17 protein-coding genes are annotated in these 26,222 nt (G+C 72.9%); 5 read left to right on the top strand and 12 right to left on the bottom strand.

Annotated elements, in window-relative coordinates; translation table 11 throughout:
* The first annotated feature begins 58 nt into the window (after window positions 1-58).
* On the top strand, window positions 59-1,405 hold the full coding sequence (locus ABZ154_RS21470; RefSeq protein ID WP_356834884.1) for a PspC domain-containing protein: 1,347 nt from the start codon (window positions 59-61) through the stop codon (window positions 1,403-1,405).
* Window positions 1,392-1,655: a hypothetical protein gene (locus ABZ154_RS21465; RefSeq protein ID WP_356834882.1), complete on the top strand. Its 264-nt coding sequence runs from the start codon at window positions 1,392-1,394 to the stop codon at window positions 1,653-1,655. The genes ABZ154_RS21470 and ABZ154_RS21465 overlap by 14 nt, the downstream gene beginning before the upstream one ends.
* Here the strand turns inward: ABZ154_RS21465 and ABZ154_RS21460 are convergent.
* The 4 genes from ABZ154_RS21460 to guaA form a co-directional block, all read right to left on the bottom strand.
* Entirely contained in the window at window positions 1,562-2,071 is a 510-nt protein-coding gene (locus ABZ154_RS21460; RefSeq protein WP_356834880.1) for a DoxX family protein, read from the bottom strand. The two genes, ABZ154_RS21465 and ABZ154_RS21460, sit on opposite strands and share 94 nt — an antisense overlap.
* Before the next feature lie 102 nt (window positions 2,072-2,173).
* Window positions 2,174-3,442 (bottom strand): hypothetical protein, encoded by a 1,269-nt coding sequence (locus ABZ154_RS21455; RefSeq protein WP_356834878.1) that lies wholly within the window; start codon window positions 3,440-3,442, stop codon window positions 2,174-2,176.
* A 113-nt stretch (window positions 3,443-3,555) separates the two neighbouring features.
* Window positions 3,556-4,344, bottom strand: a complete 789-nt coding sequence (locus ABZ154_RS21450) for a class II aldolase/adducin family protein (RefSeq protein ID WP_356834876.1) — start codon at window positions 4,342-4,344, stop codon at window positions 3,556-3,558.
* A gap of 325 nt (window positions 4,345-4,669) precedes the next feature.
* Complete coding sequence (gene guaA, locus ABZ154_RS21445) at window positions 4,670-6,256, bottom strand: glutamine-hydrolyzing GMP synthase (protein ID WP_356834874.1); 1,587 nt, start codon at window positions 6,254-6,256, stop codon at window positions 4,670-4,672.
* Between the two features lie 319 nt (window positions 6,257-6,575).
* Between guaA and ABZ154_RS21440 the strand changes: the two genes are divergently transcribed.
* On the top strand, window positions 6,576-6,896 hold the full coding sequence (locus tag ABZ154_RS21440) for a chorismate mutase (protein WP_356834872.1): 321 nt from the start codon (window positions 6,576-6,578) through the stop codon (window positions 6,894-6,896).
* Window positions 6,897-7,226: 330 nt separating this feature from the next.
* On the opposite strand, the gene ABZ154_RS21435 is transcribed toward ABZ154_RS21440, so the two are convergent.
* From ABZ154_RS21435 to ABZ154_RS21400, 8 genes are all read right to left on the bottom strand, one after another.
* Entirely contained in the window at window positions 7,227-8,999 is a 1,773-nt protein-coding gene (locus ABZ154_RS21435) for a peptidase (RefSeq protein ID WP_356834870.1), read from the bottom strand.
* 94 nt (window positions 9,000-9,093) lie between these two features.
* Window positions 9,094-10,974 (bottom strand): GMC family oxidoreductase, encoded by a 1,881-nt coding sequence (locus ABZ154_RS21430; RefSeq protein WP_356834868.1) that lies wholly within the window; start codon window positions 10,972-10,974, stop codon window positions 9,094-9,096.
* A 61-nt stretch (window positions 10,975-11,035) separates the two neighbouring features.
* The gene (locus ABZ154_RS21425) at window positions 11,036-12,652 is read right to left on the bottom strand and encodes a succinic semialdehyde dehydrogenase (protein WP_356834866.1); all 1,617 of its coding nucleotides are present in this window, start codon (window positions 12,650-12,652) and stop codon (window positions 11,036-11,038) included.
* A gap of 172 nt (window positions 12,653-12,824) precedes the next feature.
* Complete coding sequence (locus ABZ154_RS21420) at window positions 12,825-14,459, bottom strand: serine/threonine-protein kinase (protein WP_356834864.1); 1,635 nt, start codon at window positions 14,457-14,459, stop codon at window positions 12,825-12,827.
* Window positions 14,460-14,552: 93 nt separating this feature from the next.
* Window positions 14,553-16,214, bottom strand: coding sequence for a protein kinase (locus tag ABZ154_RS21415; protein ID WP_356834862.1), 1,662 nt, complete (start codon window positions 16,212-16,214; stop codon window positions 14,553-14,555).
* Window positions 16,215-16,358: 144 nt separating this feature from the next.
* Window positions 16,359-19,424: a protein kinase gene (locus ABZ154_RS21410; RefSeq protein WP_356834985.1), complete on the bottom strand. Its 3,066-nt coding sequence runs from the start codon at window positions 19,422-19,424 to the stop codon at window positions 16,359-16,361.
* 210 nt (window positions 19,425-19,634) lie between these two features.
* Complete coding sequence (locus ABZ154_RS21405; RefSeq protein WP_356834860.1) at window positions 19,635-21,803, bottom strand: serine/threonine-protein kinase; 2,169 nt, start codon at window positions 21,801-21,803, stop codon at window positions 19,635-19,637.
* A 272-nt stretch (window positions 21,804-22,075) separates the two neighbouring features.
* Window positions 22,076-23,782, bottom strand: coding sequence for a glycerol-3-phosphate dehydrogenase/oxidase (locus tag ABZ154_RS21400; RefSeq protein ID WP_356834858.1), 1,707 nt, complete (start codon window positions 23,780-23,782; stop codon window positions 22,076-22,078).
* 246 nt (window positions 23,783-24,028) lie between these two features.
* Between ABZ154_RS21400 and ABZ154_RS21395 the strand changes: the two genes are divergently transcribed.
* A complete protein-coding gene (locus ABZ154_RS21395; RefSeq protein ID WP_356834856.1) occupies window positions 24,029-25,291 on the top strand; it encodes a nucleotide sugar dehydrogenase in 1,263 nt (420 codons plus the stop codon).
* 154 nt (window positions 25,292-25,445) lie between these two features.
* Window positions 25,446-26,105: a hypothetical protein gene (locus ABZ154_RS21390; RefSeq protein ID WP_356834854.1), complete on the top strand. Its 660-nt coding sequence runs from the start codon at window positions 25,446-25,448 to the stop codon at window positions 26,103-26,105.
* Window positions 26,106-26,222: the final 117 nt, after the last annotated feature.

The following is a 26,222-nucleotide window of genomic DNA, read 5'->3' as shown; positions in this document are numbered from 1 at the left end:
GGACCGGCCAGGGTCGGCGCGGCTCCCACCGGGCGGTGCGGGCCGTCACCATGGAGGTATGACCGCTCCCTCGGACGCCCCGCCCGGCGTCGCGCCCCCCGACGCGCCCAAACCGCAGCTGCGGCGCAGCCCGCGGCAGAAGGTGGTGGCCGGGGTCTGCGGCGGGCTCGGCCGGTACTGCGACGTGGACCCGGTGATCTTCCGGATCGTGCTCGGTGTCCTCTCGGCGACCGGCGGGATCGGCCTGATCTTCTACGGCTTCGCCTGGCTCCTGCTGCCCCTGGAGGGTGAGGAGGAGAACGAGGCGCGCCGGCTGCTGTCGGGCCGGGTCGACGGGGCGTCGCTGGTTGCGCTGCTGCTGGCGCTGATCGGCTGCGGGCTCTTCCTGTCGATGCTGGGCAACCGGGGCATGCTGGCGTTCGCGGCGCTGCTCACGGTGGCCGTGGTCGGCTGCTCGGTGTGGACGCAGTCCCGTAGGACTGCGGCCCCGGAGGACCCGGCGGCCCCGCCCGGCACCCCGGCCGCTCCCGCCCACCCGCACACCGGCGGCCTCGGTGCGCCCCCGCCGGAGGTCAAGGCGCCGCCGACGCCGGGCGGTCCGTCGTGGTGGCGGGACCCGATCGTGAAGGACGGGACGACGGGTCCGGTCGGCTCGGGCTATCTCTGGGGTCCCTCGGACACCGACCCGGACACGGCGCGGAAGACGGTCCGGGCCGGGCGCCCCAGCCCGGACGCGCCGTTCCGGCCGCCGGCTCCGGCGCCCGCCGCGCCGGGGCCGCGGTCGATCGGCGGCCTCGTCTTCCTGACCGCGCTGGTGGTGGGGGGACTGGGCACCGGGCTGAGCTGGGAGCACGAGCCGCTGGGCACGGCGCTGCAGATCGGTCTGGTCGCGGCGCTCGCGGTCTTCGGGCTCGGCCTGCTGGTCTCCTCCGCGCTGGGGCGGACCGGGTTCGGCACGGTGCTGCTGGCGATGATCACGGCGGTGCTGCTGGCGGGCGCGACGATGCTGCCGAAGGAGATCAGCACGGACTGGGCCCGTCAGGAGTGGCGCCCGGCCGAGATCTCCGCCGTACAGCAGCGTTACGAGCTGGGCAGCGGCGACGCCCGGCTGGACCTGTCCGGGGTGGTGGTCCCTCCGGGCGAGACCGTACGGACCCGGCTGGAGGTCGGGGCGGGGCGGGCGGCCGTCGTCGTCCCGAAGAACGTGACGGTGAAGGTGCGCGCCGAGGCCGGCCTCGGGGAGATCCGGCTGGAGGAGGGGCAGCGGGTCCAGGTCCGCATCAACAGCGACGAGTCGTCCCGGCGCACGCTCCCGCCGCCCAAGGGCGGGAAACCGGCCGGGACGATCGAGCTGGAAGTGGAAGTCGGAGTCGGACAGGTGGAGGTCAGCCGTGCTGCGTCATGAGTTCCGGCCCGGTCGGGCGGTGGCGGGTCTGGCGATGCTGGCCCTGGCCGGGGGGTACGCGGCCGACGCGGCCGGTGCGTGGGAGGTCCCGTGGACCTTCTTCCTGCCGGTGTTCCTCGGCGGTCTGTGGCTGGCCGCCACGGCGACCTGGACCGCCTACATGCTCCGGCGGCGCCGTGACGCGAGGAAGGCGTCGGCGGAGAACACGGCGGCGCCCGCGAGTACGAGGGGCAGCCACGCCATCAAATAGGGCAGGTCGTTGCCGTAGTAGTACGGGGTCGCCTGCCAGCTGACCGTCAGCCAGAGGCTCAGAGAGATCAGTGCCCCGCCGAGCGCGGCGAGCCGGGCCCAGAGGCCGACAAGGGTGCCGAGGCCGACGAGGAGCTCGCCGACGGCGATGGCGTAACCGAACCCTTCGGGGCTCTTGAGCGCCAGGTCGACGAGGGCGGGGATCGCGGCGGAGTCGCGGGCCCCGCGCATCATCTCGCCGACGGAGCCGGGGCCGGTGGCGGAGAGGAACCCGCTGTCCGTCAGCTTGTCGAGCCCCGCGTAGACGAAGGTGACGCCGAGGAAGAGCCGCAACGGCAGCAGGGCGTACTCACGCGCCCGCTCACGCAGTCCTCCCGGCTCGCCCAGACCGTACGAACCGCCGCCGTAACCGTTCATCACTGCCGCCCCGCTTCCCGAAGACCCGTCACCTGACCATACGTACGCCTGTACGGCGCCGCTCACCAGGGCTGCGGGGCGATCGACCTGAGAAAGCGGCCGTCAGTCCGTCACGTCGATCGAACAGCGGTTGGTCTCCACCCCGGCGGCCGTGACGACCTGGACGTCGACGGTCCCCGGTTCGACCTCGACCGGGACCGGCACCGTGAGCACGGTGTCGGTCGGGTTGGCGAAGCCTCCGGCGACCGGGATCAGCGGTACGTGGACGTGGACCGTGCCGATCCGTACGACGAGCCGGGCCAGCCGGTCGGGGCTGCCCGCACCGGGCGGTACGAACCCCGCGCCCCGGATCTCGATGTCGTCGCCGGTCCGGATCGGGGCGTCCAGGTCCCCGGCCTCCCGGGCCCGCACGACGGACAGCACGACCGGACGGCCGCCCTCCGCGTACTTCCCGGCGAAGTACGTCGCCGCCGAGACGGCCACCAGCAGGGCGAGGCCCCACGGCAGGTCGGGCAGCTGCTCGGGGCGGCGGGCCAGACGAACGCCGGCGAAGAGTACGGCGACGGCGCTGACCAGCACGTACTGCACATCGGTGAACGAGCCGCGCCCCGAGTCGTCGGTGAGCAGATCGGCCGCGCGAGGCCGGTCCGCTCGCAGCTTCTGGAGCCGCTGGCCCAGCACCCGCACGGTCACCACGCGGCGTACGACGACGGCGACCGCGCACACCAGTGCCAGCACGGTCAGCACCCCGGCGGACCGCACGAGATCGAGCCCCTCGATCAGCGCGTCCCGGTCCTCGTGATCGGAGGCGCCCGCCAGCTGGAGGGCGAGGACGAGGACGGCGAAGACGGCGAGCAGCACCCACGCGGCGGCGACGGCCCTGGAGGTGGAGAGCCGGTTGTCCTCGCCGATCAGCGGGGCGAGGAGGCCGCCCCGGGCGCGGTGGAAGCGGGCGGCGACGGTCAGCAGGGCGGCCGTGACGACCGCTGCGGTCAGAGCGGCCGTACGTGCGGTGGTCCAGCCGGGCCCGATCGCGGTGAGGCTCGCCCCGACGAGCAGGGCCACGACCGCGCCCCAGACCACGAACAAGGTGCCCCGCCACACATGGTGGAGCCAGACGTCACCGGCGGCCCGGCCCCGTTCGGCGACGGTACGGGCGGACCCGGTCAGCTCGTCGGAGACCCACTGCCGGGACGCGGAGGGCGACTGGGCGACCCCGGCGGGCAAGCCGTTCCCGGCTGCCAGTTCGTCCCGCTTGGCCAGGAATGCGGCGACCGCGCGCCGGTGTCCCTCGCGTGCTCCGTGCGGGCAGTCGCCGCACGTACAGCCTCCGCCGTGCGTGCCGCTCGCCCTTGCCTCGTCCAACGCCACGGAGATTTACACCCTTTCCCACCCTGGTACAGCCAACTCACCTGCGATACCAGCGAATTGTGCCGCACGGGGCGGCCGGGTCCCGCATCGGGTCGGACCAAGGACGAATACCGTCAAAGCGTTCGACTGATCCGCTGCCACAGGGGCTGGTAGTTGATCCACGCCACCAGGTCGCTGCCGAGCTGCTCACGGGTGGTGACGGCGTCCCGGTGGTCGATCAGGACGGGCTTCCCGGCACCGCGCGCCAGCAGTTGCACCTGACAGGCGCGCTCCATGGTCAGGAACCACCATGCGGCCGCGTCGACCGAGTCCCCCACGGTCAGGAGCCCGTGGTTGCGCAGGATGACGGCCTTGCGCGGCCCGAGGGCCTCGGCGATCCGCCGCCCCTCCTCCTCGTCCACGACGACACCGGTGTACGCGTCGTACAACGCGTGGTCCTCGTAGAAGGCACAGGCCTCCTGGGTGATCGGCTCGATCAGCTCCCCCAGCGCGGCCAGCGCCCGTCCGTGCACGGAGTGGGTGTGCGCGACGGCGACGGCACCCGGCCGGGCCCGGTGCACGGCCGCGTGCACGGCGAAGGCGGCCTGGTTGACGTGGAAGCGCCCCTGGACCACCTGGCCGTCACCGTTGACGAGGATCAGGTCCTGCGGGGCGAGATCGGCGAAGGACGCCCCGAACGGGTTGACCCAGTAGCAGTCGGCCAGCTCGGGGTCGCGCACGGTGATGTGCCCGGAGACCCCGTCCTCGTACCCGTACTCCCCGAACAGCCGCAACGCCCCGGCGAGCCGCTGCCTGCGGTACGCCCGCTCCTCGTCCGGCGACGCGTGCACGGGCGGCATCGCGAAGTGCAGCTGCTCCACGGGGATGGGTGCGGGGGCGGGCACGGCGGGCGGCTCGGACATGGCGGCTCCTCACTTTCCCGGGGGGGGTACGGGATCGGAAGTTACCGGCGGGTGGGGGTGAGGGGAAGAGGTGGGGCGGCCTAAGGACGGCGGCGATCGATCGCGGTGAGGGCGATCTCCGGAGGGAACGGGACGGTCAACGTGAGCTTGTCCCGATGGATGCCCGTGGGTACGTAGACCTGAACACCAGCACGTCCGGCTTGCTCCCATACGCCGAAGTCTCGTCTCTTGACTCAGCGTACCCAGGGGGTACGACAATGCCGCCGCCCAAACGAATGAGCGACGGCATCGGCATTGACCTAGGAGCTGACGGGGAGCGGGAAGGTCACTCCCATTCGATGGTCCCCGGCGGCTTGCTCGTCACGTCGAGGACGACGCGGTTGACGTCGGCGACCTCGTTGGTGATGCGGGTGGAGATCTTCGCCAGCGTCTCGTACGGCAGGCGCGACCAGTCCGCCGTCATGGCGTCCTCGGAGGAGACCGGGCGCAGCACGATCGGGTGGCCGTAGGTGCGGCCGTCGCCCTGGACGCCGACCGAGCGGACGTCGGCGAGGAGGACCACCGGGCACTGCCAGATGTCGCGGTCCAGGCCGGCCGCCGTCAGCTCCTCGCGGGCGATGGCGTCGGCCTCGCGGAGCAGGTCCAGGCGCTCCTTGGTGACCTCGCCGACGATGCGGATGCCGAGGCCGGGGCCGGGGAACGGCTGCCGCTGGACGATCTCCTCGGGGAGGCCGAGCTCCTGGCCGACCATCCGGACCTCGTCCTTGAACAGCTGGCGCAGCGGCTCGACGAGCTCGAACTCGATGTCGTCGGGGAGGCCGCCCACGTTGTGGTGGGACTTGATGTTGGCGGTACCGGTGCCGCCACCGGACTCGACGACGTCCGGGTAGAGCGTGCCCTGGACGAGGAAGGCGACCTCGGGTCCGTCCTCCTGGAGGATCTCCAGCTGGGCCTGCTCGAACACGCGGATGAACTCGCGGCCGATGATCTTCCGCTTCTGCTCCGGGTCGGAGACCCCGGCCAGGGCGTCGAGGAAGCGCTTCTGCGCGTCGACCACCTTCAGCTTCGCGCCGGTCGCGGCGACGAAGTCCTTCTCGACCTGCTCGGTCTCGCCCTTGCGCATCAGCCCGTGGTCGACGTAGACGCAGGTCAGCTGCGACCCGATGGCCTTCTGGACGAGTGCTGCGGCGACCGCGGAGTCGACCCCGCCGGAGAGGCCGCAGATGGCGCGCTTGGTGCCGACCTGCTCGCGGATGAGGGCGACCTGCTCCTCGACCACGTTGGTGGTGGTCCAGTTCGGCTCGATGCCCGCGCCGCGGTAGAGGAAGTGCTCCAGGACCTGCTGGCCGTGGGTGGAGTGCATGACCTCCGGGTGGTACTGCACCCCGTAGAGCTTCTTCTCGTCGTTCTCGAAGGCGGCGACCGGCACGACGTCGGTGGACGCGGTGACGGTGAAGCCCTCGGGCGCGGCCGAGCAGGCGTCGCCGTGCGACATCCACACCGGCTGCTCGGTGGGCGTGCCCTCGAAGAGCGTCGAGCCCGCCTTGGAGACGTGCAGCGGGGTGCGGCCGTACTCACGGGCCCCGTTGTCGTCGACCGTGCCGCCGAGGGTGGTCGCCATCAGCTGGAAGCCGTAGCACATGCCGAAGACGGGGACGCCCGCCTCGAAGAGCGAACGGTCCAGGGAGGGGGCGCCCTCCGCGTAGACCGACGACGGGCCGCCGGAGAGGATGATCGCGCGGGGGTTCCTGGCCAGCATCTCGGCCACCGGCATGGTGGACGGGACGATCTCGCTGTAGACCCGGGCCTCACGGACACGGCGGGCGATGAGCTGGGCGTACTGCGCGCCGAAGTCCACAACGAGGACCACGTCGGCCGTGGTGTCGGGGGCGGCGGGGGGTGCTGCTGGCACGGGGCGGCCTTCCGGCGGTGGTGAAGGGGGTCGGTTCTTCCGATTCTACCGGCCGTGCGCGAACCCTCCGCCGGGCCGCCGTCTCAGGATCCGGGCCCGGTCTTGGTGGGCGCGCCGGACCGGGGCCATACTGTCCCCCATGCGTCAGCACACGATCTTCGTCTTTACCTATGGCATCCGGCCCGCCGGCTGCCATGGTCGTGCTGCTTGAGCTACTGACAAGCAACGTTCCAGGCGCCCCGGGCCATCAGGCCCGGGGCGCCTCGTGCTTCCGGGCCCGTAGCTCCGGGGGGCCATCACCCCACCAGGAGTCACCACCATGAGCAGGATCACCACCAGCGCCGTCGGAAACACCAGCACCACCCCCGCCGAGCGGACCGGCGCCCACACCGACGAGGCCGCCGTCCTGATCGGCGGTGCCCGCGAGCGCATCGACACCCTCGACGACCGCATCATCGGCCTCGTCCAGGAACGGATGGCCGTCTCGGCGGTCATCCAGGAGGCCCGGATCACCTCCGGCGGCCGCCGGGTCAACCTCTCCCGCGAGACGGCCGTGCTCGGCCACTACAGGGACGCGCTGGGCAAGCCGGGCACCGCGCTGGCGATGACCCTGCTGGAGCTGTGCCGCGGCCGGGTGTGACCCGCGGGACAGCTCCGGCGACAGGACCGCATCTGCGTTCGGGGCCCGTCTCACCCGTACGGCGCGTGACCGGGACCGGCGTGCCTTCGTTGGTCCCGGTGTCCGTGCCAACCAGGGGCGGCAGCGGTAGAAAACCACGCGTGGCCCGGCCGGGACGTGTGACGTACTGCAGGTACGTCGTGGGACCACGTCCCGGCGCATGTGACCGGTCCGCAGGGGACAGCAGCCCGGTCACCCCATGTGCGGCCGTACCCGGGGACGCCCGGGTCGGCCGCATCGGAGCGTTCCGGGCGGAGGCCCTGTTCCCCCTCCGCTCCCTTCCTCCGCCGGTCAGGCGTGCTGCGCGGCAGCCCGTCGCCGTGCCGCCGTGAACAGGAGCAGGCCCGCCGCCAGCGCCGCGGCCGCCGTGCCCGAGGCGATCAGGACGGTCGATCCCGTCGAGGCGAGGCCTCCCCCGCCGCCGGAGCTCCCGGCCGTCCCCGCCGAACCTCCGCCGGAGGTGGTGGACGGGGCGGACTCCGAGGGTCGGGTGGTGCCGGACGGGCTCTCCGACGGGTCCGGGGCCGATGTCGGCGGCGTGGAAGGTTCGCCGGAGCCGCCGTCCGTGCCGCCCGTCGTGCCGCCGGAGTCGGAGCCCTCGCCCTCACCGTTCACGATCAGGTACGCGGTGTTGTTGGCCGGCTTCGGGTCGAACGGCAGCTTCGGCTCCTGGAGCCACGGGCTGCGGATGGTGACCGCCCCCTCCGCGCCGACCCTGCTCCTGTCGATCCGCAGCTCGAACGCCAGGTCGAGGCCGCCGCCGTCCTGCACGGTCATGGAGGTGCTGCAGATGTAGCGCGGCGCGGGGCTCTTCTGGTCCTCGCGGTATCCACCGCCGGCGGTCACAGCGCGGCAGCGGTCCGGCTTCGCCGTGACGGTCGTGCCCGGCGGGACGGTGAAGTCGAGGGTCGCGACGTTCTCGCCGGAGCGGAGGTAGCCGATCCAGGCCGGGCCCTCGTTACGGAAGCCGATGTCCGCCTTCACGGTGGAGCCCTCGGCCCCGGCCACCTTGTCGCCGTACGCCACGAAGTCGGCCGTGTTCTTCGTACGGAAGTCCGCCTCGTGCTGGTTGTCCCACGGGTTGAGGTCCCCGCCCCGGGCGGTCGGCCCCTGCTTCGCGGGGGTCTTCGCCGGGACCGCCTTCAGGACGGCGCCGGTGCCGCGCTCGAAGGGGGCGCCCGCACGCTGTGCGGTGCGCTGGGCGGCGCTGTCCTCGTGGATGCGGTAGACGAACATGTCGTAGTAGGCGCGGGTGGTGACCTCGATGGTCAGCGGGGTCGCCAGGGTGTACGTCGCGCCCACCTCGAAGGAGCCCTCGACCGAGCAGAGGGCGGTGGTCCAGCCGGCGCCCCGGGAGTCCGGGCCGCCCTCGGCGTACTCGCAGTTGGAGTAGCGCTCGGGGATGTCGAGGCCGCGGGAGTACACCAGGCCGAGGAGGACGCCGTCGGCGGCGCGGCTGCCCCGGTTGGTGAAGGTGATCGGGGCCTTCTGCTGGTCGCCCGGGTTCGTCTGCTCCTTGAAGGGGAGCTCTTCCATGACGAGGTCGGCGCCGCCGACGGTGACCTTGGTGGTGAACGGGGTGAAGGTCGCGCCCCTGGACTGTCCGGTCACCTTGATCGTGCCGGTGTCGCCGTCGCCACTGCCCTCGGCGGCGGTGAGGAGGAGGTCGTCGATGCCCCGGAGGCCGGCCCAGATGCCCCGGTCGGTGCAGACCGCCTTCGTGCCCGTGACCTTGCAGTCCGAGTCGTCCTCCACCGCCACGTCGGCGACGCCCACGATGCCGCCGAGGTCGAAGGTGACGGTGAACTCCGTCTCGTAGTCCTCGTCCTCCTCGTCCTCGCTCGGGTTGTTGATGGTGATCCCGAGCGTGGAGTGGGGCGGCTCACCGCTTGCCGGGTACGGGTGCAGAGCGGTCTCGGCAGGGCCGCCGATGGCGAGCACCGGGAGGTCGGCGGCCTGCGCCGGGGCGGCCGCCCCGGCGAGCGAGGCCGCGGCCAGCAGACCTGCGGCGGCGAGAGAGCCCGCTGCGCGGCGCAGCGCGGTTCTCGGGGAGAAGCGTGTCATCGGAACCCTCTGGTACGTGGCGGGAGCTGTGTGACTGCTGTGAGGCAGCACGGGTTCGACCGCGCAGCTCCCCGAACAGTTGCCCGGGGAAAGATCACGGATTGGGTACGGGGGTGTTCCCTACGCCCTCGATGTCCGCTCCGGCCTCCGCCGTCCCCTTCGGCGGTACGACGGGGATACCGAGGAACGGCAGCCTCAGCGCCGCGAACGCCTTCTTGGGCACGGTCGGCGCCAACGGCTGCACGGCGGCGAGGCGTTCGTAGGCCGCTCCCTGCTCGGGTCGCGGGTCCGCCTCGCCCTTGTTGGGCCAGAAGGACATCGCGCGCTCGGCCTGGGCGGTGATGGTCAGCGAGGGGTTGACGCCCAGGTTGGCGGAGACCGCGGAGCCGTCGACGACGCTGATGCCGGGATGGCCGTACAGGCGGTGGTACGGGTCGATGACGCCCTCCTCCGCGCTCGCTCCGATCGGGCAGCCGCCGAGGAAGTGGGCGGTGAGCGGCGTCCCCATCAGCTCGCCGACGTTGGAGCCGGCGAAGCCGTTGATCTCCTCGGCGAGGAGGGTGGCGCTGCGGGTGGCCTCCGGTATCTGGGTCGGGTTGGGCGCGCCGTGGCCCTGGCGGGCGGTGAGCAGGCCTTTGCCGATGCCGCCCGGTTTGCGGTACGTCGTCAGCGAGTTGTCCAGTGACTGCATGACGAGGCCGATGATCGTGCGCTCGGACCAGCGGCGGTTGGAGAGCGAACGGGCGGCGAGCGTGGGGTGCTTGGCCATGTTGGCGAGCCAGCCGAGCACCCGGCGGCCGCCGTAGGGGACCTGGAGGATCGACATCGCGCCCATGGCGTTGGAGCCCTTGCCGTAACGCACCGGCTCGATGTGGGTGTTGCCGTCCGGGTGGATCGACGAGGTGATCGCGACACCCTGGGAGAAGTCGGCCTTGGCGATGCCGTGCTTCTTGCGGTAGCGGCGGTCGCTGGTCTGGGAGCCCACCAGCGCCTCGGAGTTGGTCCGGGTCAGCTCGCCGAGCCTCGCGGAGAGCCGGGGCAGCAGGCCGCGGTCCTTCATGGCGTGCAGCAGGGTCTGGGTGCCGTACGTGCCCGCCGCGACGACCACCTTGCGGGCGCGGAGCTTCGTGGGCTTCGCCTTGCGGCGGCGGTCGGTGGGAACGGTGAGGACCCGGTAGCCGCCCTCCGGATCGTCCGTGACAGCGACGACGGAGGTCATCGGGTGGATGACCGCTCCAGCCTTCTCGGCGAGGTGGAGGTAGTTCTCGTTGAGGGTGTTCTTCGCGCCGTGGCGGCACCCCGTCATGCACTCGCCGCACTCGGTGCAGGCCCTGCGGGCGGGTCCGGCGCCGCCGAAGTACGGGTCGGGGACGGTGTCGCCGGGCTTCGCCTTGGCCGTGCCGTCGGCGTCCTTGCCGTCCCCGAAGAAGACGCCGACCGGGGCCAGGTGGAAGGTGTCGCCGACGCCCATCGCCTCGGCGGCCGCCTTGAGGTGGATGTCGGAGGGGGTCATGGTCGGGTTGAGGCGGACCCCGAGCATCCGGCGGGCCTGGTCGTAGTACGGCTTCAGCTCGTCCTGCCAGTCGGTGATCGAGGCCCACTGGCGGTCCTCGAAGAACGGGGCGGGCGGCACGTACAGCGTGTTGGCGTAGTTGAGCGAGCCACCGCCGACGCCGGCGCCCGCGAGCACCATGACGTTGCCGAGCAGGTGGACGCGCTGGATGCCGAAGAGGCCCAGTGCGGGGGCCCAGAGGTAGTTCTTCAGGTCCCAGGAGGTCTTGGGGAGCGTGCCGGGGGTGAAGCGGCGGCCCGCCTCCAATATGCCGACGCGGTATCCCTTCTCCGTGAGCCGCAGGGCGGACACCGCCCCGCCGAAGCCCGAGCCGACGACCAGGACGTCGTAGTCGTACGCGGCGTCGTCCTCGGCCGGTGCAGGGCTCACGGGCTGTTTCTGGGCAGGGCTGTCCTGGGACATGGCGCTCCTCACTACGGAATCGGGACGAAAAGGGCGGAAGGCGCCGGGGCCTCCGGGAGGCTCAGCGCAGCCGGAACGCCTTCATCGCTTTGAGGCTGCGGGTCATGAACGCGGCGTACTTCTCGTCGTCCATGCCGAAGGCGGGCGCCAGCGGGATCAGCCGTTGCTGGGCGACGGTCTGGGCCTCGGTGTACTTGAGGATGCCCTCGGAGCCGTGCCGCCGGCCGAGGCCGGAGTCCTTCATGCCGCCCATCGGGGACTGGACGCTGCCGTACGCGGGGGCGTATCCCTCGTTGATGTTGACGGTGCCGGTCCGCAGCCGGGCGGCGACCTCGTGGCCGCGCCTGGAGTCGGTGGTCCAGACGCTGGAGTTGAGGCCGTACGGGGTGGCGTTGGCCAGCGCGATCACCTCGTCCTCGTCGCTGAAGCGGTAGATGGAGACGACCGGGCCGAAGGTCTCCTCGGAGCAGACGGCCATCGGCGCCTCCACCCCGTCCAGGATGGTCGGCTCGTAGAAAAGGGGGCCGATGTCGGGGCGCGCGACCCCGCCCGCGACGGGCGTGGCGCCCTTCTCGACGGCCTCGGCGACATGCCGGCTGACCGTCTCCAGCTGGCGCTCCCCGACGAGGGAGCCCATGTCGGCGCCGTACGCGAGGGAGGTGCCGAGCCGCATGGCCTTCGTCCGGGTGGCGAACCGCTCCACGAAGTCGTCGGCGATGGACTCGTGGACGTACAGCCGCTCGATGGAGATGCAGAGCTGCCCGGCGGAGGAGAAGCAGGCGCGGACGGCGCCCGCGGCAGCCTTTTCCACGTCGGCGTCCTTCAGGACGAGCATGGCGTTCTTGCCGCCGAGCTCCAGGGATACGCCGACCAGCCGGGAGGCGGCGCCGATCGCGACCTCACGGCCGGTGCGGGTGGAGCCGGTGAAGGAGACGTAGTCGGCGCGGCTGACGACCTCGGGGCCGACGACGGGTCCCTCGCCGAGCACGATCTGGAAGACCTCGGCGGGCAGTCCGGCCTCGATGAGCAGGTCACGGCCCCAGAGCGCGGTGAGCGCGGTCTCCGTGTCGGGCTTCATCACGACGGCGTTGCCGGAGACGAACGCGGGCAGCGCGTCGCCCACCGACAGCTCGAAGGGGTAGTTCCACGGGGCGATCTGGCCGATGACCCCGCGCGGCTGACGCAGCTCGGTGACCTTGGTGAGGGCCGGGACGACACCGGTGTGGCGCCGGGGCTTGAGATAGGCGGCGGCCTTGCGCCCGTAGTGGCGGGCGGCGACGGCGACGGCCTGCACCTCCTCGTGGGCGTGCAGGCGGGCCTTGCCGGTCTCCAGCTGGATGAGGTCGAGGACCTCGGACTGCCGGCTGAGGACCAGGTCGTGGAAGCGCAGGAGGATCGCGGCCCGCTGCCGTACGGGGGTGGCGGCCCAGGCGGGCTGGGCGGCGCGGGCCCGGTCGAAGGCGGTGGCGACGTCCTCGGGGGTGGACTCGGGCAGGTCGGCCAGCTTCTCCCCGGTGAACGGCGTGTGGTTGGCCGTGCGGCCCGAACCGACGACGCCGCTGATCAGCTGGGCGACCACCTCGGGGGTGACCACATCGGCGGCCGTGCGCACGCCGGCGGGGGCGACCGCGACGGGGTTCGTACCAAGAGGGGCGTCAGGGGCCTGCGAGTCCGTCATGAGGCCGAGAGTATGTCCAGCCGCACCCTTTGGGTACCCGTCGGTAACAGTTTTTCACAGGACCCGCCACCCGCCCCGGGCTACCCGCACGACCGAGCCAGCGATCACTGGCGACATAACCGCTGATCAGTGGCTATACGGAAGGCCGGGGGCCGCGGTCCGCCCATCGCGCTCAGGAATCATGAATCTTCAGCCGCCCGGTGACCTCGGTGAAGATCGTGGCCCCGTCCTTCACCGCCTGCCCCTTGGCGGGCATCCGCACCCGGACGTGCCAGTAGGGATCGGACGGGCTCCTGCCGGGGATCAGGAGCTCGTGGAAGCGGTAGCGCACCGGGTCGTCGCCGGAGGAGGCGTACGGGGTGTAGTCCGTGATCATCTCGACGGCCGGGCGGCCCTGGTGCGTGACCTCCTTGTACGTGACTGAGGCGTCCTCCATCTGCGTGGTGTCGGCCCCGCCCTTCTCGTAGTACGTCTTGCGGGCCGCCGCTTCGGGGCCGGGGTCGTCGCTGTCCGTGCCGTCCTCGCCCTTCAGGGGCCGGTGCCAGAAGTCGATCCCGAAGACGCCGCTGGGGTCCGCATACCAGACCATCTCCCCACTGTCGTCCTGCACGCGCTTGTACTCCGCGGGCACCGCAACGTCCGCCGACAGCACCTCGTTCTCCGGCCGGACCTGCCATCCCCCGGGTGGCCCGTCGCCCGCGAACGGGTTGACCAGGACCAGGACCAGCGCCAGCACGAGCGCCAGCGCCCCGCCCGCGAGGCCGAACTGCGCGGACCGGTTGCGGTGCAGTACCGGCGGCACCCACCTGCCGCCGCCTTCCCTCGCGGCGAAGGGTTCCGTGGTCCGCGCCGGGGCGGCGGTCTCCTGGAGGATCCGGCGGACCTCGGCGGCGGACGGCCGTGCCGCCGGGTCCTTGCGGAGCAGCCGCATCACGAGCAGGCCGAAGGCACCCGTGGCCCGGGCGGGCATCTGCGGTTCGGCGGAGAGCACGGCCTGGAGGGTGGCCGGGGTGTTGGAGCGGCGGTACGGGGACATCCCCTCCACCGCCGCGTACAGCACGACCCCGAGCGACCAGAGGTCGGAGGCGGGGCCGGGGTGCTGGCCGAGGACCCGCTCCGGCGAGATGTACTCGGGCGAGCCGACGAACGCCCCCGTCTCCGTCAGCCGCTGCTCCCCCTCCACCTGGGCGATCCCGAAGTCGGTCAGGACGACCCGGTCGGCGGTGCCGAGCAGCACGTTGTCCGGCTTGACGTCCCGGTGCAGGACCCCCGCGTTGTGGGCGGCGGCCAGCGCGTCGAGGACGGCGAGGCCGATCCTGGCGGCCTCCCGGGTGTCCAGGATGCCTTCCTGGAGGCGGTCGCCGAGCGACTGGCCACGCACCAGCTCCATGACGATCCAGGGCCGCCCCTCCTCCACGACGACGTCATGGATGGTGACGACCGAGGGGTGGTCGATCCGGGCGGCGGACCGCGCCTCCACTCGCATCCGCTGGTGCGCCGTGGTGTGTTCGCGCTCGCCCAGGTGGTCCGGGACGCGGGGTTCCTTGACGGCCACCTCGCGGTCGACGACCTGGTCGTGCGCCCGCCACACCGTGCCCATGCCGCCGTGCCCGAGCCGGGACAGCAGCCGGTAGCGCCCGCCGACTATCCGGTTCGCGGCGCCGTCGGGGGCCGTCGGGGCGACGGTGGGGGCGGGGATGCGGGCGGGGGGTTGGGTGGCCGGGGGCCCGTCGGTTCCCGGCGGGCTCTGCGGCGGCTGGAGTTCGTAGCTGGTGGGCTCGTTCGCCCGTCCCCCGTCATGGCTCATGGGGCCCATCCTGGGTCACGCGGCCCGGCGGGCACCACCGGGGCCGGTCAGCGGATGCACAGCCGTGACGTACGGGGAGGCCCCCGCCGCCCCTCAGCTCCGCGCGCCCGGCGCCCGCCAGCTGCGCAGCATGATGTCGAACTTCTCGCGGCTGGTCTCCCAGCCTTCCTGCGGGGCGGTCAGATACAGCGCGTACTCGGGACCGCCCGGCCCGCCGTAGTACATCTGGTCGATCCCGTGCCGGGGTCCCGCGTGGTCCTGGGTCTCGTGCCAGGTGAACTCCCAGAGCGAGCCCGGCCGGTCGCGGAAGGTGTTCTTCTCCAGCCTGATCCGCTGGTAGCCCGGCAGCCGGTCCGCCAGCTGCTCCTCCATGTTCTGCATGTGCAGATACGGATGCTCGAAGTCCGGGTCCGGGTCGACGCTGATCCGGATGCGGTGGGCCCCGCCGTCCGGGGTGTAGTCGATCTGCCCTTCGTTCACCTGGCGCGTCCAGCCCTTCGGGACGACCAGGCTGAAGCCCGCCGGGTCGTCGACCCGGTGCCAGCCGTCGGGTATCTCCGACGTCCCTCGGGCGGGAGCGGTGGGATCCGGGGTCGTCTCCGGGGCGGAAGGCGCGGTGGGGGTGGTGGCCGTACGGCCCTCGGCCGATGCGTCCGGCCCGTATTTCATCGCGGCCAGTCCGGCCGCGCCCCCGAGGACCGCCGCCGCGACGACCACCACGAGCACCGTGCGCCACCGCCGGGAGCCGGCACGCCGGGTGACGGGGGCGGAGGTGTGGCCCGCGACGGGGAGGGGGGCGGTTGTGTCCGCGCCGGCCGCCCCGGGGAGCCGGGCCGTGGAGCGGTCCGGGCCCGCGTAGGCGAACCTGTCCTCCTCCGGCACCCGCTGGGTCGGCACATGCGCCTGCGCCGAGCGCGGCTCCCGGCCCTCCAAGGCGTCCAGCAGCATCTGCTCGGTCGCGGCGGCCGTGGGCCGGTCGGCCGGGTCCTTGCGGAGCAGCGCGGTGATGACGGGGCCGAGGGGACCGGCGTTGACGGGGGCGGGCGGTTCATCGGTGACGACGGCCTGCATGGTGGAGATCGGGGACGTACGGCGGAACGGCGAGCGGCCCTCCACCGCCGTGTACAGGGTCGCGCCCAGGGACCAGAGGTCCGAGGCGGGGCCCGGGTCGCCGCCGCGTACCCGTTCGGGCGCCAGATAGTCGATGGAGCCGACCAGCTCACCGGTTCTGGTGATGGTGGAGTCGCCCTCGATCGCGGCGATCCCGAAGTCGGTGAGGAGCACCTGCCCGTCGCGGGCCAGCAGGACGTTGCCGGGCTTGACGTCCCGGTGCAGCACCCCGGCGCTGTGGGCGGCACGCAGCGCGCTCAGGACGTGAAGCCCGATCCGGGCCGCCTCACGCGGGGCGATGTCACCCTTCTCCTTGGTCGCGTCGGCGAGCGAGGGCCCGTCCACGTACTGCATGACGATCCAGGGGCGCTTGTCGTACTCGATCACATCGTGGACGGTGACGACACCGGGGTGCGTGATGCGGGCCGCGGCGCGCGCCTCCTTCTGGGTGCGGGCGTGCAGCACGAGCCGGTCGGCCTCGGCGACGTACAGCCCGGCGGTCAGCTCCTTGACGGCGACCGTGCGGTGCAGCACCTCGTCATGGGCGCGCCAGACCTTACCCATGCCGCCGCGGCCCAGCACCTCGCCCAGCCGGTAACGCCCCGCCAGTACCAGTCCCGCAGCTGTGCCCTGTGATCGATCCACGTGTGTCCCCGCCCCCGTTCCTCAGCTTGTCAGATTACGGAGCGCGGGCGGCGGGACGGAACGGGGGATCGCCCACGAGACCGCACTGTGATGGTTGTCGGCACCGGACAACGGCCGTACCCACCGGACCACGGTGACGCGCGGTCAGGCGTTCACCCGGTAGGAGGCGATGGCCTGCTGGTAGATCTCGGTGACCTTGTCGCGTTCGTCCTCCGGCCCGATGACCTGGACGATGTGGTATCGGCCGTCGACGATCATGGCCAGATTGCGGACGTAGACCTCGCGGCCGCCGCTGCCCTGCCAGGTGAACTGCCCCTCGGCCATGGCCTGCCGGCCCACGTCGACCCGGCGCAGCCCGGAGGAGGTGGCCCAGCTGGAGTCCCGGAACGGCTGGAGTTCGAGCTGCTTGACGCGCTGGTAGTCCAGCGGGTCGCCGCCCGCCGCCTTCACGGTGTCCCGGCCGGGCACGACGAGGAGCGTGAACCCGTCGCTGCTGTACCGGATCTGACGGTCCGCGTTGGCGGGGCTGCGCTGCCAGTCCTTCGGTACGCCGACCTCGAAGCCCTCCGCGTCCTTGCGGAGCACATAGCCGGAGGCGAGCGCGACGGCGGAGCGGCTGGTCTGGGGCTGTTGGGAGCCAGGGTCGGTGCTCGCTCCCTCGGAGGGGGCGGGCGCGCCGGAGGCGGCGGGGGGCGGTGGTGCGGCGGAGTTCGTCGGCTGTCCCGTCGCGCCCGTCTCGCCACCCGGCTCCTGCTTCGGCATGAACATGAACGCGTACGTGATGGCCGCGGCCATCAGCAGCAGGACCAGGATCAGCAGCAACCGGCCGAGGTGGCGCGGTGAGCGCCCCTCGCGCGGCCGGGCGGGCTCGCGCAGCACCCTGGGGCCCTTGGGCTCGCGCGGGACGCGGGACGGGCGGGGCTCCCAGGCGTCGACGGGGCGGCCGGAGGGCTCGGGGGGCAGCAGCGACTCGTGGCGCGGCGGTGGCTGCCGCGGGTCGTGGCGTTCAGCGGCGCGCTGCCTCTCCAGCTGCTGCCGCTGCCGCTTGCCCTGCCGGTGGCGGCCGTGCGCCGCTCCCCCGCCGAACCGGCCCCGGCGCCTGCGGACCAGCTCGCCCCGGCGGCGTACGACGGGGAGCCGGGTGGCGTCGGGTGCGGGCAGCGGGACGACGTCGGCGCCCGCCTCGGGCTCGGGGGCGGACCGCACGAGCGAGCGCAGCCAGCCGCGCAGCTCCTCGAAGTCCGGCCGCTCCGTGGGGTCCTGGCGCAGCAGGGACTCGACGACGGGCCGCAGCGCGCCGCACTCCTCGGCGAAGGCGGGCGGCTCGGCGCAGACCATCTGGACGAGCTCGGCCGCGCTCTCCTCGGGGTAGGGGGCGTGGCCCTGGACCGCGCGGTAGAGCAGGGCGCCGAGCGCCCACAGGTCGGTGGAGGGGCCGATGGGCGGTGCGAGCTGCCAGTTGTCGTGGACGGGGCCGGCCTGTTCGGGCGCCCAGCGTTCGGTGACGGGGCCGACGACCGCGATCCGTGCCTGCCGGGCGCGCTCGGCGGCGAGCGGGGTCGCGGGGCCCCGGTAGACGGCGGTCTTACGGGTGCCCGCGACGGCCTCCTCCCAGGTGCTGGAGGGTGCCCGCTCGACGGGGAGACGGGCGGCGGGGGCGATGGCGGCCTGGCCGGGGCGGCGGGAGTCGGCACGCAGCGCGTCCGTGCCGGAGCCGCCCGCGGGGACGGGCCGCCCGGAGCCGGGGCCGTCGTCCCAGGTGCCGGCGAGGTGGACGCGGCGGGGCGGGCGGGGGCCCTCCTCGTCGTCCTCGTCGTCCTCGTCGTCGTAGGGGTCCTCGGGCGGGCTGCCCCAGGGGCCGGTCAGCAGGGGGCCCGGGCGGCCCGCGGAGGCGGGGGCGGGCTCGGTGGCGGCGGGGCCGGGGTCGGCGGCGGGGCTAGCCTCGAAGGTGTCGGGCTCGGGGCGCGGCGGGGGGAGGATGCCCGTCGCGTCCTCCTCCGCGCCGGGCGTCTCCTTGGAGAGGTCCGCCGGGGTGCTCCCGGCCGCCTGCTGACGGTCCTCGGTCACCCGGGCGGCGGCGCGCGCACCGGCCCGGTAGGCGGCGATCGCCCCGGCGCGGGCGGCCCGCAGCTGAGCGGCGCTCGCGGCTCCCGGCTCGGCGGGGGGCCTGGGGGCGGCGGTGTAGGGCACGGCGGGCGTCGCGGGACGCGGAACCAGCTCCTGGCCACCGGGCGTGCCGTACGCCTCCGGAGCCTCGGGGCCCCCGGGCGCCCGCCCCCCGTCCCGGCCCCGGTCCGGACGGTACGCGTCGTCCTGCGGCGGCTGCGCCCGCACATAAGGCGGTGCGAGCGGGAGTTCCGGGCTGTCATGGTTGCCGGCCGGCGGGAGGGAATAGGCACCGCGGCCCTCCGGCGCGCCCGGCAGCTCACCCGGCTCCACGGCGTCGACCGCCTCGACGACGGGTATCCCCAGCGTGTCGTCGGCTCCACCGATCCCGGGCGCCTCATGGACCCCGGGCACCTCATACGCCTGCTGCCCCCCGTACGCCTCCGACTGCCCGCCATACGTCTCCGACTGCCCGCCGTACGTCTCCGCGGCCGCCGCCGGCTCGTCGTCGGGCAAGGGCTCGGGGGCATAGCCGCAGAGCGCCTCCTCGGCGGCGCCCGCCGCGAGCCCGGTGAGCATCACGCGCCCGTCGTCGCAGACCAGGACCGTGCGGGCGGTGATGTTGCGGTGGGTCCAGCCGTGCGCGTGGAGCACCCGCAGGGCGGTGAGCACGTCGGAGCCGATCTCGGCGGCCCGGTAGGGGTTCAGGGGGCGTTCGGCGAGGAGGGCGGCGAGCGGGCGGGCCGCGACGAGCTCGCTGACTATCCAGAGCGAACCGGCCTCGGCGAACACGTCGAAGACCTGGTCGAGCCGGGGGTGGTCGGGCACCTGGGCGGCGGCCTGCGCGGCCTCGATCGCCCGCCGGACCGCGGGGTCCGTACTGCGGCGCACCGCCCGCCCGGTGGTGCGCCCGCCCGCCGACGACCGGCCGTCGGCGTCGAGCACCTCGGCGTCCACGATCTCCGGCAAGGGCACCTGGCGGACCAGGACTTCCTGACCGCTGTACGTGTCGAACGCCCGGGTCTCGACCAGTTCGTACCCGTCGGACGGGGGCAGCGGAAGGCGGTAGCGGTCGGCAAGCACCCGACCCGCGTAGTCGTCCACGACGCCTCCCCAGAGCGCGCTGTTCCCCCGGCCATCGAACCGTACGAACCAGTCAGTTGTGGTCATTCGGCGGGCAATTGACCCACTGTTCCGGCTGCGTACGGTCTCCGTCGTCTTACGATACGTGGCAATGCGGGCCGAGGGGCCGGGTCGCACCAACCCGGCCCACCCAATACGTCCCGCGCCGCGCCTCGCGCGGCCGTCCGACGGCTACTTCGTGGGGGTGAAGGTGGCGAACGCCGTCTCGCGCAGCGTGCGGCACGCGCCGCCGTCCCACTCGTCCACCTTGCAGCTGATCATGATCGAGTAGCCGCGCTCGGCGTCGACCTTGAAGCCGCGGTTGAGCACCCGGACCCGGACGCCGTTGTGGCTGCGCTCGAACGTCCAGTCCGCGACGGTCGGATAGCCGTTGTACTCGACCTTCTTTATGCTGACGTGCTTGTAGTTGTCGCTGAGGAGCTTGGTGCTGGTGACGGCCCCGCGCCAGGCGGCGGCCGCGTCGTCCTTGGGCGAGCTGTTGAAGTCGACCTGGACCCGGGGGAAGCCGCCGCGCTCGGCGTTGTAGATGCCGCCGGAGTTGGCGCCCGCTATGGCCGTGCGCTTGAAGTCCCCGGGCATCGCCATGGTGAAGTGGAAGCGGTCGTCGGTGACCTTCTCGTACCCCGCGGGCAGGCCGCCGCCGGCCGGGTCGCCGGTCTCCGGGTCGTCTCCGGCGGGGTCGTCCGTCTTCGGGTCCTCTCCCGCCGGGTCACCGGACGGGTCGTCGGGCACCTTGCCGTCCCCGGTGCCCTGCCCCTCCTTCTGACCGCCGTCGGAGCCCCCGCCCTTGCTGTCGCCCTCGCCGTCGGACCCGCCTGCCGCGGCTCCGGCGGACGCGGCGGTGTCGCCCTTGCCGTCACCGGCGTTGGCCTTGTCGTCACCGTCGCCCAGGGTGAGTGCGAGGACGGTGCCGAGGATCGCCAGCACGACGACGCCCGCGATGACCGCGAGGGTGCGGCGCGGCACGACATCGGTGATCGAGGCGCGGGTGGTGGCCGGTGAGGTCGGGGAGCGCTGCGGGGGTACGGCCGCGCCCGAAGCGGCCCCGGAACCGGCCGGCTTCACGGCGGACTGCGAGCCGGCGGCCAGGGCGGTGGTGGCGGCCGCGGGGACGGACGGCGAGGCCGTCGCACCCCGGCCACCGGGAGCGCCGGGAGCGCCCGGGGTGCCGGGGGGTGCGGCGGGCTTGGGCGGGGCGACCGGCGAGCCGGTCGCTACGGGGGCCTGGGCAGCGGAGGCCGGGGAAGCGGAGGCCGCCACCGCACCCGCGGCCACACCGGATACCGCCTTCGCGCCGCGGACGGAACGCAGCGCTCCGCGCAGCCGGTCCCGCGCGCCCTCACCGGACTCGCTCGACGCCCCGGTCTGCTTCGTCAGCTTGGGGGCCTTCGCCGCCTTCGCGGCCCGGCCCGCACCGGCTTCGGCTGCGGGGACCGTCGGCAGGGCCATGACCTGGGTGGAGTCGGCGGGCGGGACCTCAGGCGCGTCAGGAGCGTTGATCACCTTGTTGAGCAGCGCCCGTGCCCCTCGGTCGTCGAGTCGCTGGTCGGGGTCGCGGGCGAGGAGCCCGTAGATGACCTCGGTCAGCGGGCCCGCGTTCTTCGGCGGGTCGAGCGGCTCGGTCATCACGGCCGTCAGGGTGGCGATGGCCGAGCCCTTGTCGTACGGCGGGCAGCCCTCGACGCTCGCGTACAGCAGTCCGCCGAGCGACCACAGGTCGGCGGGCGGCCCGGGCTTGTGGCCGCGGGCCCGCTCCGGCGAGATGTACGAGGGCGCGCCGACGAGCATGCCGGTGGAGGTGACCGAGGGGTCGCCCTCCACCTGGGCGATGCCGAAGTCGGTGAGCACGACGCGGCCGTCCTCGGAGATCAGCACGTTGGACGGCTTCACGTCGCGGTGCAGGATGCCCTCGCGATGCGCCGAGCGCAGTACGTCGAGGATGGCGAGCCCGACCTCGGCGGCCCGCCGCGGCGTCAGCGTGCCGTCCTCGCGGATCGCTTCGGCAAGCGACTTGCCCTCGATCAGTTCCATCACGATCCACGGGCGGTCGTCCTCGTCGACCACGTCGTAGACGGTCACCGCGCCGTTGTTCCGGATCCGTGCGATCGCCTTCGCCTCACGCAGCGTGCGCGTGATCAGCCGGCGCTTCTCGTCCTCGTCGATGGCCCCCGGGAACCGCAGTTCCTTCACCGCCACCGTGCGGCCGAGCGTCTCGTCGGCAGCGCGCCAGACCGTACCCATGCCGCCCCGGCCGAGCACCTCCCCGAGCCGGTACCGCCCTGCGAGGAGACGACCGTTCTTGTCCCGTTGGGGCTCCCGTGCCTGCTCCGCCTCCGACATGCGTCCCCTCTGCGATCAACCCGCCCTGGCAGAGCGTTCATTGTCCCTCACCCCGGGACCGGTCCTGGTGCCGGGTCCGGGGTCCGCCGCGATACGGGCCGAAGAGGGAATCTCCCACAGCCTCCTACCAACCGGGCCTCCCCGTCCAGCGCCGACCGGACGGCACCCGCCAGGGGGCCGGGCCCCTCCCCCTCAACTGGCCCGGACGTGAAGGGCGGTGGCCGTCAGGGTGAACGACGCCGGGACGGGCTCCCGATCGGCCCGATGTCCGGTCAGATGGGCACGATGTCCGGCGCACCGAGCCGGGCCGCGTCCGCCGTGAGGTCGTCGGGCTGCCGCTGCGACTCGCGCTCGGCCTCCACCCGCTTCTCGTAGTGCTCCACCTCCCGGTCGATCCGTCCCTCGTCCCAGCCCAGCACCGGCGCCATCAGCTCGGCGCAGAGGCGGGCGCTGCGGGTGCCACGGTCGAAGGTCTCGATGGAGATCCGGGTACGCCGGGTCAGTACGTCGTCCAGGTGCCGGGCGCCCTCGTGGGAGGCCGCGTAGACGATCTCGGCTCGGAGGTAGTCGTCGGCGGCGGGCAGCGGTTCCCCCAGGGAGGCGTCGGCCAGGATCAGTTCCAAGATTTCTTCCGTCATTGAGCCGTACCGGTTGAGCAGATGCTCCACCCGGACGACGTGGAGTCCGGTCCGGGCCGCGATCCTGGCCCGCGCGTTCCACAGGGCCTTGTACCCCTCGGCGCCCAGCAGCGGGGTGTCCTCGGTGACGCAGGCGGCGACCCGCTGGTCGAGCCCGTGCACCGCCTCGTCCACCGCGTCCTTGGCCATGACCCGGTACGTCGTGTACTTGCCGCCCGCCACGACGACGAGCCCGGGGGCGGGGTGGGCGACGGTGTGCTCGCGCGACAGCTTGCTGGTGGCGTCCGACTCACCGGCCAGCAGCGGACGCAGCCCGGCGTAGACGCCTTGGACGTCATCCCTGGTCAGCGGTGTGTTGAGGACCGAGTTGACGTGTTCGAGCAGATAGTCGATATCGGCGCTGGAGGCGGCCGGGTGGGCCTTGTCCAGATCCCAGTCGGTGTCCGTGGTGCCGATGATCCAGTGCCTGCCCCAGGGGATCACGAAGAGGACGGACTTCTCGGTACGCAGGATGAGGCCGGTGGAGGAGTGGATGCGGTCCTTGGGGACGACCAGGTGGATCCCCTTGGAGGCCCGGACGTGGAACTGCCCGCGCTCCCCGATGAGCCCCTGGGTGTCGTCCGTCCACACGCCGGTCGCGTTGACGACCTGCTTGGCCCGGATCTCGTACTCCTCGCCGCCCTCGACGTCCCGCACCAGCGCGCCGACGACCCGCTCGCCCTCGCGGAGGAAGCCGATCACCCTCGCCCCGTTCGCCACCTGGGCCCCGTAGGAGGCGGCGGTGCGGACCAGCTCGGTGACGAAGCGGGCGTCGTCCATCTGGGCGTCGTAATACTGCAACGCGCCGACCAGGGCGTCCTTCTTCAGCGCGGGCGCGACGCGCAGGGCGTGCTTGCGGGAGAGGTGGCGGTGCACAGGGAGGCCCCTGCCGTGTCCTGAGGAGACCGACATCGCGTCGTACAGCGCGACGCCGGAGCCCGCGTAGAGCCGCTCCCAGCCCTTGTGCTGCAACGGGTAGAGGAAGGGCACCGGCTTCACCAGGTGCGGGGCGAGCCGCTCCAGGAGGAGCCCGCGCTCCTTCAGCGCCTCACGCACGAGGGCGAAGTCCAGCATCTCCAGATAGCGCAGCCCCCCGTGGATCAGCTTGCTCGACCTGCTCGATGTGCCGGACGCCCAGTCGCGCGCCTCGACCAGGCCGGTCGAGAGCCCTCTGGTGGCGGCGTCCAGCGCCGTGCCCGCGCCGACGACGCCCGCGCCCACGACCAGCACGTCCAGTTCGCGCTCGGCCATGGCGGCGAGCGCGGCGGTGCGCTCGGCGGGTCCCAGTGTCGCTGTCCTCACTGCTGCCTCCCGGTGGATCGGGGTGGTCGGACACGGGAATGCCACCCGGCCGAGGGGCCGGCCGCCCGTGTCCACTCCTCGATTCTGTCCGCGCTCCCCGACTTCAGCCACCGCCTGTGGACAACACCCGGACGACAGGCGTCGCGCAATGCGACATATAGGTCATATTTACGCCTAGTCTGACATTGCACTGTCCACAGCAGTTGCGAAATACGTTCTCCGGTCATAGGGAAGGCGGCCTTCGACATGCCCGCAGACCTCGCCGTCATCGGACTCGGCCACCTTGGCCTGCCCCTGGTGCAGGCCGCCGTGGCCGCCGGGATCGACACCGTCGGCTACGACACCGACCCACGCCCCTGCGCGGAGCTGCGCGCGGGCCGCACCCCCGTCGAGGGCTCCCTCACCGCGTCCGAGATCCGCCGCATGCTCTCCGGCGGCTTCCGCCCCACCACCAGCGCCGCCGAGCTGGGCCGGGTCCGTACCGCCGTGATCTGCTCCCCCACCCCCCTCGGCCCCGACCGCACCATCGACCTCACCGCCCTCGGCGACGCCGCCCGCGCCCTGGCCGGCCGGCTGCGCCCGCACACCACCGTGCTGCTGGAGTCCGCCGTCCCGCCCGGCACCACCGAGAACTTCCTGCGCCCCCTGCTCGAGGAGGGCTCCGGGCTCACCGCCGGACGCGACTTCCACCTCGCCTGCTCCCCCAGCCGGCTCGACCCCGGCAACCGCACCCACACCTACGCCTCCACCCCCAAGGTCATCGGCGGCCTCACCTCCGCCTGCACCGAGTCGGCCGCCGCCTTCTACGGACGGCTCACCGACAAGGTCGTACGGGCCCGGGGGCCACGCGAGGCCGAGATGACGAAGGTGCTGGAGACCAACTTCCGGCACGTCAACATCGCGCTGGTCAACGAGATGGCGGTGGCCTGCCACGACCTGGGCGTCGACCTGTGGGACGTCATCCGGTGCGCCGAGACCAAGCCCTTCGGCTTCCAGCCCTTCCGCCCCGGCCCCGGCGTCGGCGGCCACGGCGTCCCGGTGGACCCGGGCTGCCTCCCGTACAGCAGCCGCACGCCCGGCCACCCGCTGCGGATGGTCTCGCTGGCGCAGGAGATCAACGACCGGATGCCCAGTTACGTCATCCAGCGCTGCGCCACCCTGCTGAACGAGCACGGCAAGTCCGTCCGGGGCGCCCGCGTGCTGCTGCTCGGCGTCACCTACAAGCCGGACAGCGCCGACCAGGAGGCCGCGCCCGCCCGCGAGATCGCCACCCGGCTGATGGACATGGGCGCCCAGATCGGCTACCACGACCCGCACGTCCTGGACTGGCGGGTGCGCGAACTCCCCGTCCCGCGCGCCGATTCGCTGTACGAGGCGGCCGCCGCGGCCGACCTGACCGTACTGCTCCAGCAGCACCGCACCTACGACCTCCAGGGCCTCGCGGTGAAGGCGCAGCTCCTCCTGGACACCCGGGGCGCCACTCCGGCGGGGGCGGCACACCGGCTCTGACGGCGCGTACCGGCCACCGGGATGTGCGCGTATCGGCCAACGGATTGCTAGTGACCAATTCCGGTGCGTACTGCTACCGTGCGGCGTCACAGAGCGCACGCGTGTTCGCGTCAAGAACCGCACCTGCGCATTTCGCCCCAGGGGGAGACCCACCGTGAGCCAGCCCGTGCAGCCGCCGAACCAGCCCCAGCAGCCGTACGGCGGCCAGCCCGCCGACGGCAACCCGTACGCCGGCGGACCGGGCGCTCCCGCCCCCGCCGTCCCCACGGGCAACCCGTACGGCGAGCAGCCCCCGGCCCCGACGGGCAACCCCTACGGCGACCAGCCCCCCGCGCCCACCGGCAACCCCTTCGGGAACCCTCAGGGCCAGCCCGCCCCGTTCGGCGGCGCGCCCTTCGCCCCGGCTCCCCCGGCCCGTAACAACCTCGCCCTCGGCGTGCTGGTCGCCCTCGGCGCGGCGATCGTCGCGTCCGTCCTGTACGGCGTGATCCTGGGTTCGATCGAGCGCGAGATCGGTTACGCGGCGGTCGGCGTCGGCTTCCTCGTCGGCTTCGCGGCGGGCAAGCTCGGCGGCGCCAACCCGGTGACCATCGCCGCGTCCGCCGTCTTCTCGGTCGGCGCCGTCTACTTCGGCCAGCTCATCGGCTACGCGATGGTGATGGCGGACGTCGCCCAGGTCTCGTTCTCCGAGGTGTTCTTCGACCACTTCGACGCGGTGACCCGGGCCTGGAAGGAAGAGGCCGACTTCATGCGGTACCTCTTCCTGGCCCTCGGTGCCATCGCCGCTGTCGGTGGCGCCAAGAAGGCGCGCTGACACTCCGCGGGAGCAAGCGGGAGGGCTGCATGTCCGCAGAGTCAGGCCGGCGGCGAACCGGGCACGGCGGCGCGGGAGCGGTCGCGGGGCGTCGGACACCGGGGGGACCACACCGAC

The organism is Streptomyces sp. NPDC006261, from assembly GCF_040613515.1.
Classification (GTDB): domain Bacteria; phylum Actinomycetota; class Actinomycetes; order Streptomycetales; family Streptomycetaceae; genus Streptomyces.
The sequence above is the reverse complement of the archived record's forward strand: the minus strand, read 5'-3'. Positions and strand labels throughout refer to the sequence as shown.

Bases quoted from the DNA above. Each gene is read 5' to 3' on its own strand.
- ABZ154_RS21405 (WP_356834860.1), bottom strand. From the start codon at position 21,803: ATGTCGGAGGCGGAGCAGGCACGGGAGCCCCAACGGGACAAGAACGGT.
- ABZ154_RS21450 (WP_356834876.1), bottom strand. From the start codon at position 4,344: ATGTCCGAGCCGCCCGCCGTGCCCGCCCCCGCACCCATCCCCGTGGAG.
- ABZ154_RS21425 (WP_356834866.1), bottom strand. From the start codon at position 12,652: ATGACGGACTCGCAGGCCCCTGACGCCCCTCTTGGTACGAACCCCGTC.
- ABZ154_RS21440 (WP_356834872.1), top strand. From the start codon at position 6,576: ATGAGCAGGATCACCACCAGCGCCGTCGGAAACACCAGCACCACCCCC.
- ABZ154_RS21430 (WP_356834868.1), bottom strand. From the start codon at position 10,974: ATGTCCCAGGACAGCCCTGCCCAGAAACAGCCCGTGAGCCCTGCACCG.
- ABZ154_RS21395 (WP_356834856.1), top strand. From the start codon at position 24,029: ATGCCCGCAGACCTCGCCGTCATCGGACTCGGCCACCTTGGCCTGCCC.
- ABZ154_RS21420 (WP_356834864.1), bottom strand. From the start codon at position 14,459: ATGAGCCATGACGGGGGACGGGCGAACGAGCCCACCAGCTACGAACTC.
- ABZ154_RS21470 (WP_356834884.1), top strand. From the start codon at position 59: ATGACCGCTCCCTCGGACGCCCCGCCCGGCGTCGCGCCCCCCGACGCG.
- ABZ154_RS21435 (WP_356834870.1), bottom strand. From the start codon at position 8,999: ATGACACGCTTCTCCCCGAGAACCGCGCTGCGCCGCGCAGCGGGCTCT.
- ABZ154_RS21460 (WP_356834880.1), bottom strand. From the start codon at position 2,071: ATGAACGGTTACGGCGGCGGTTCGTACGGTCTGGGCGAGCCGGGAGGA.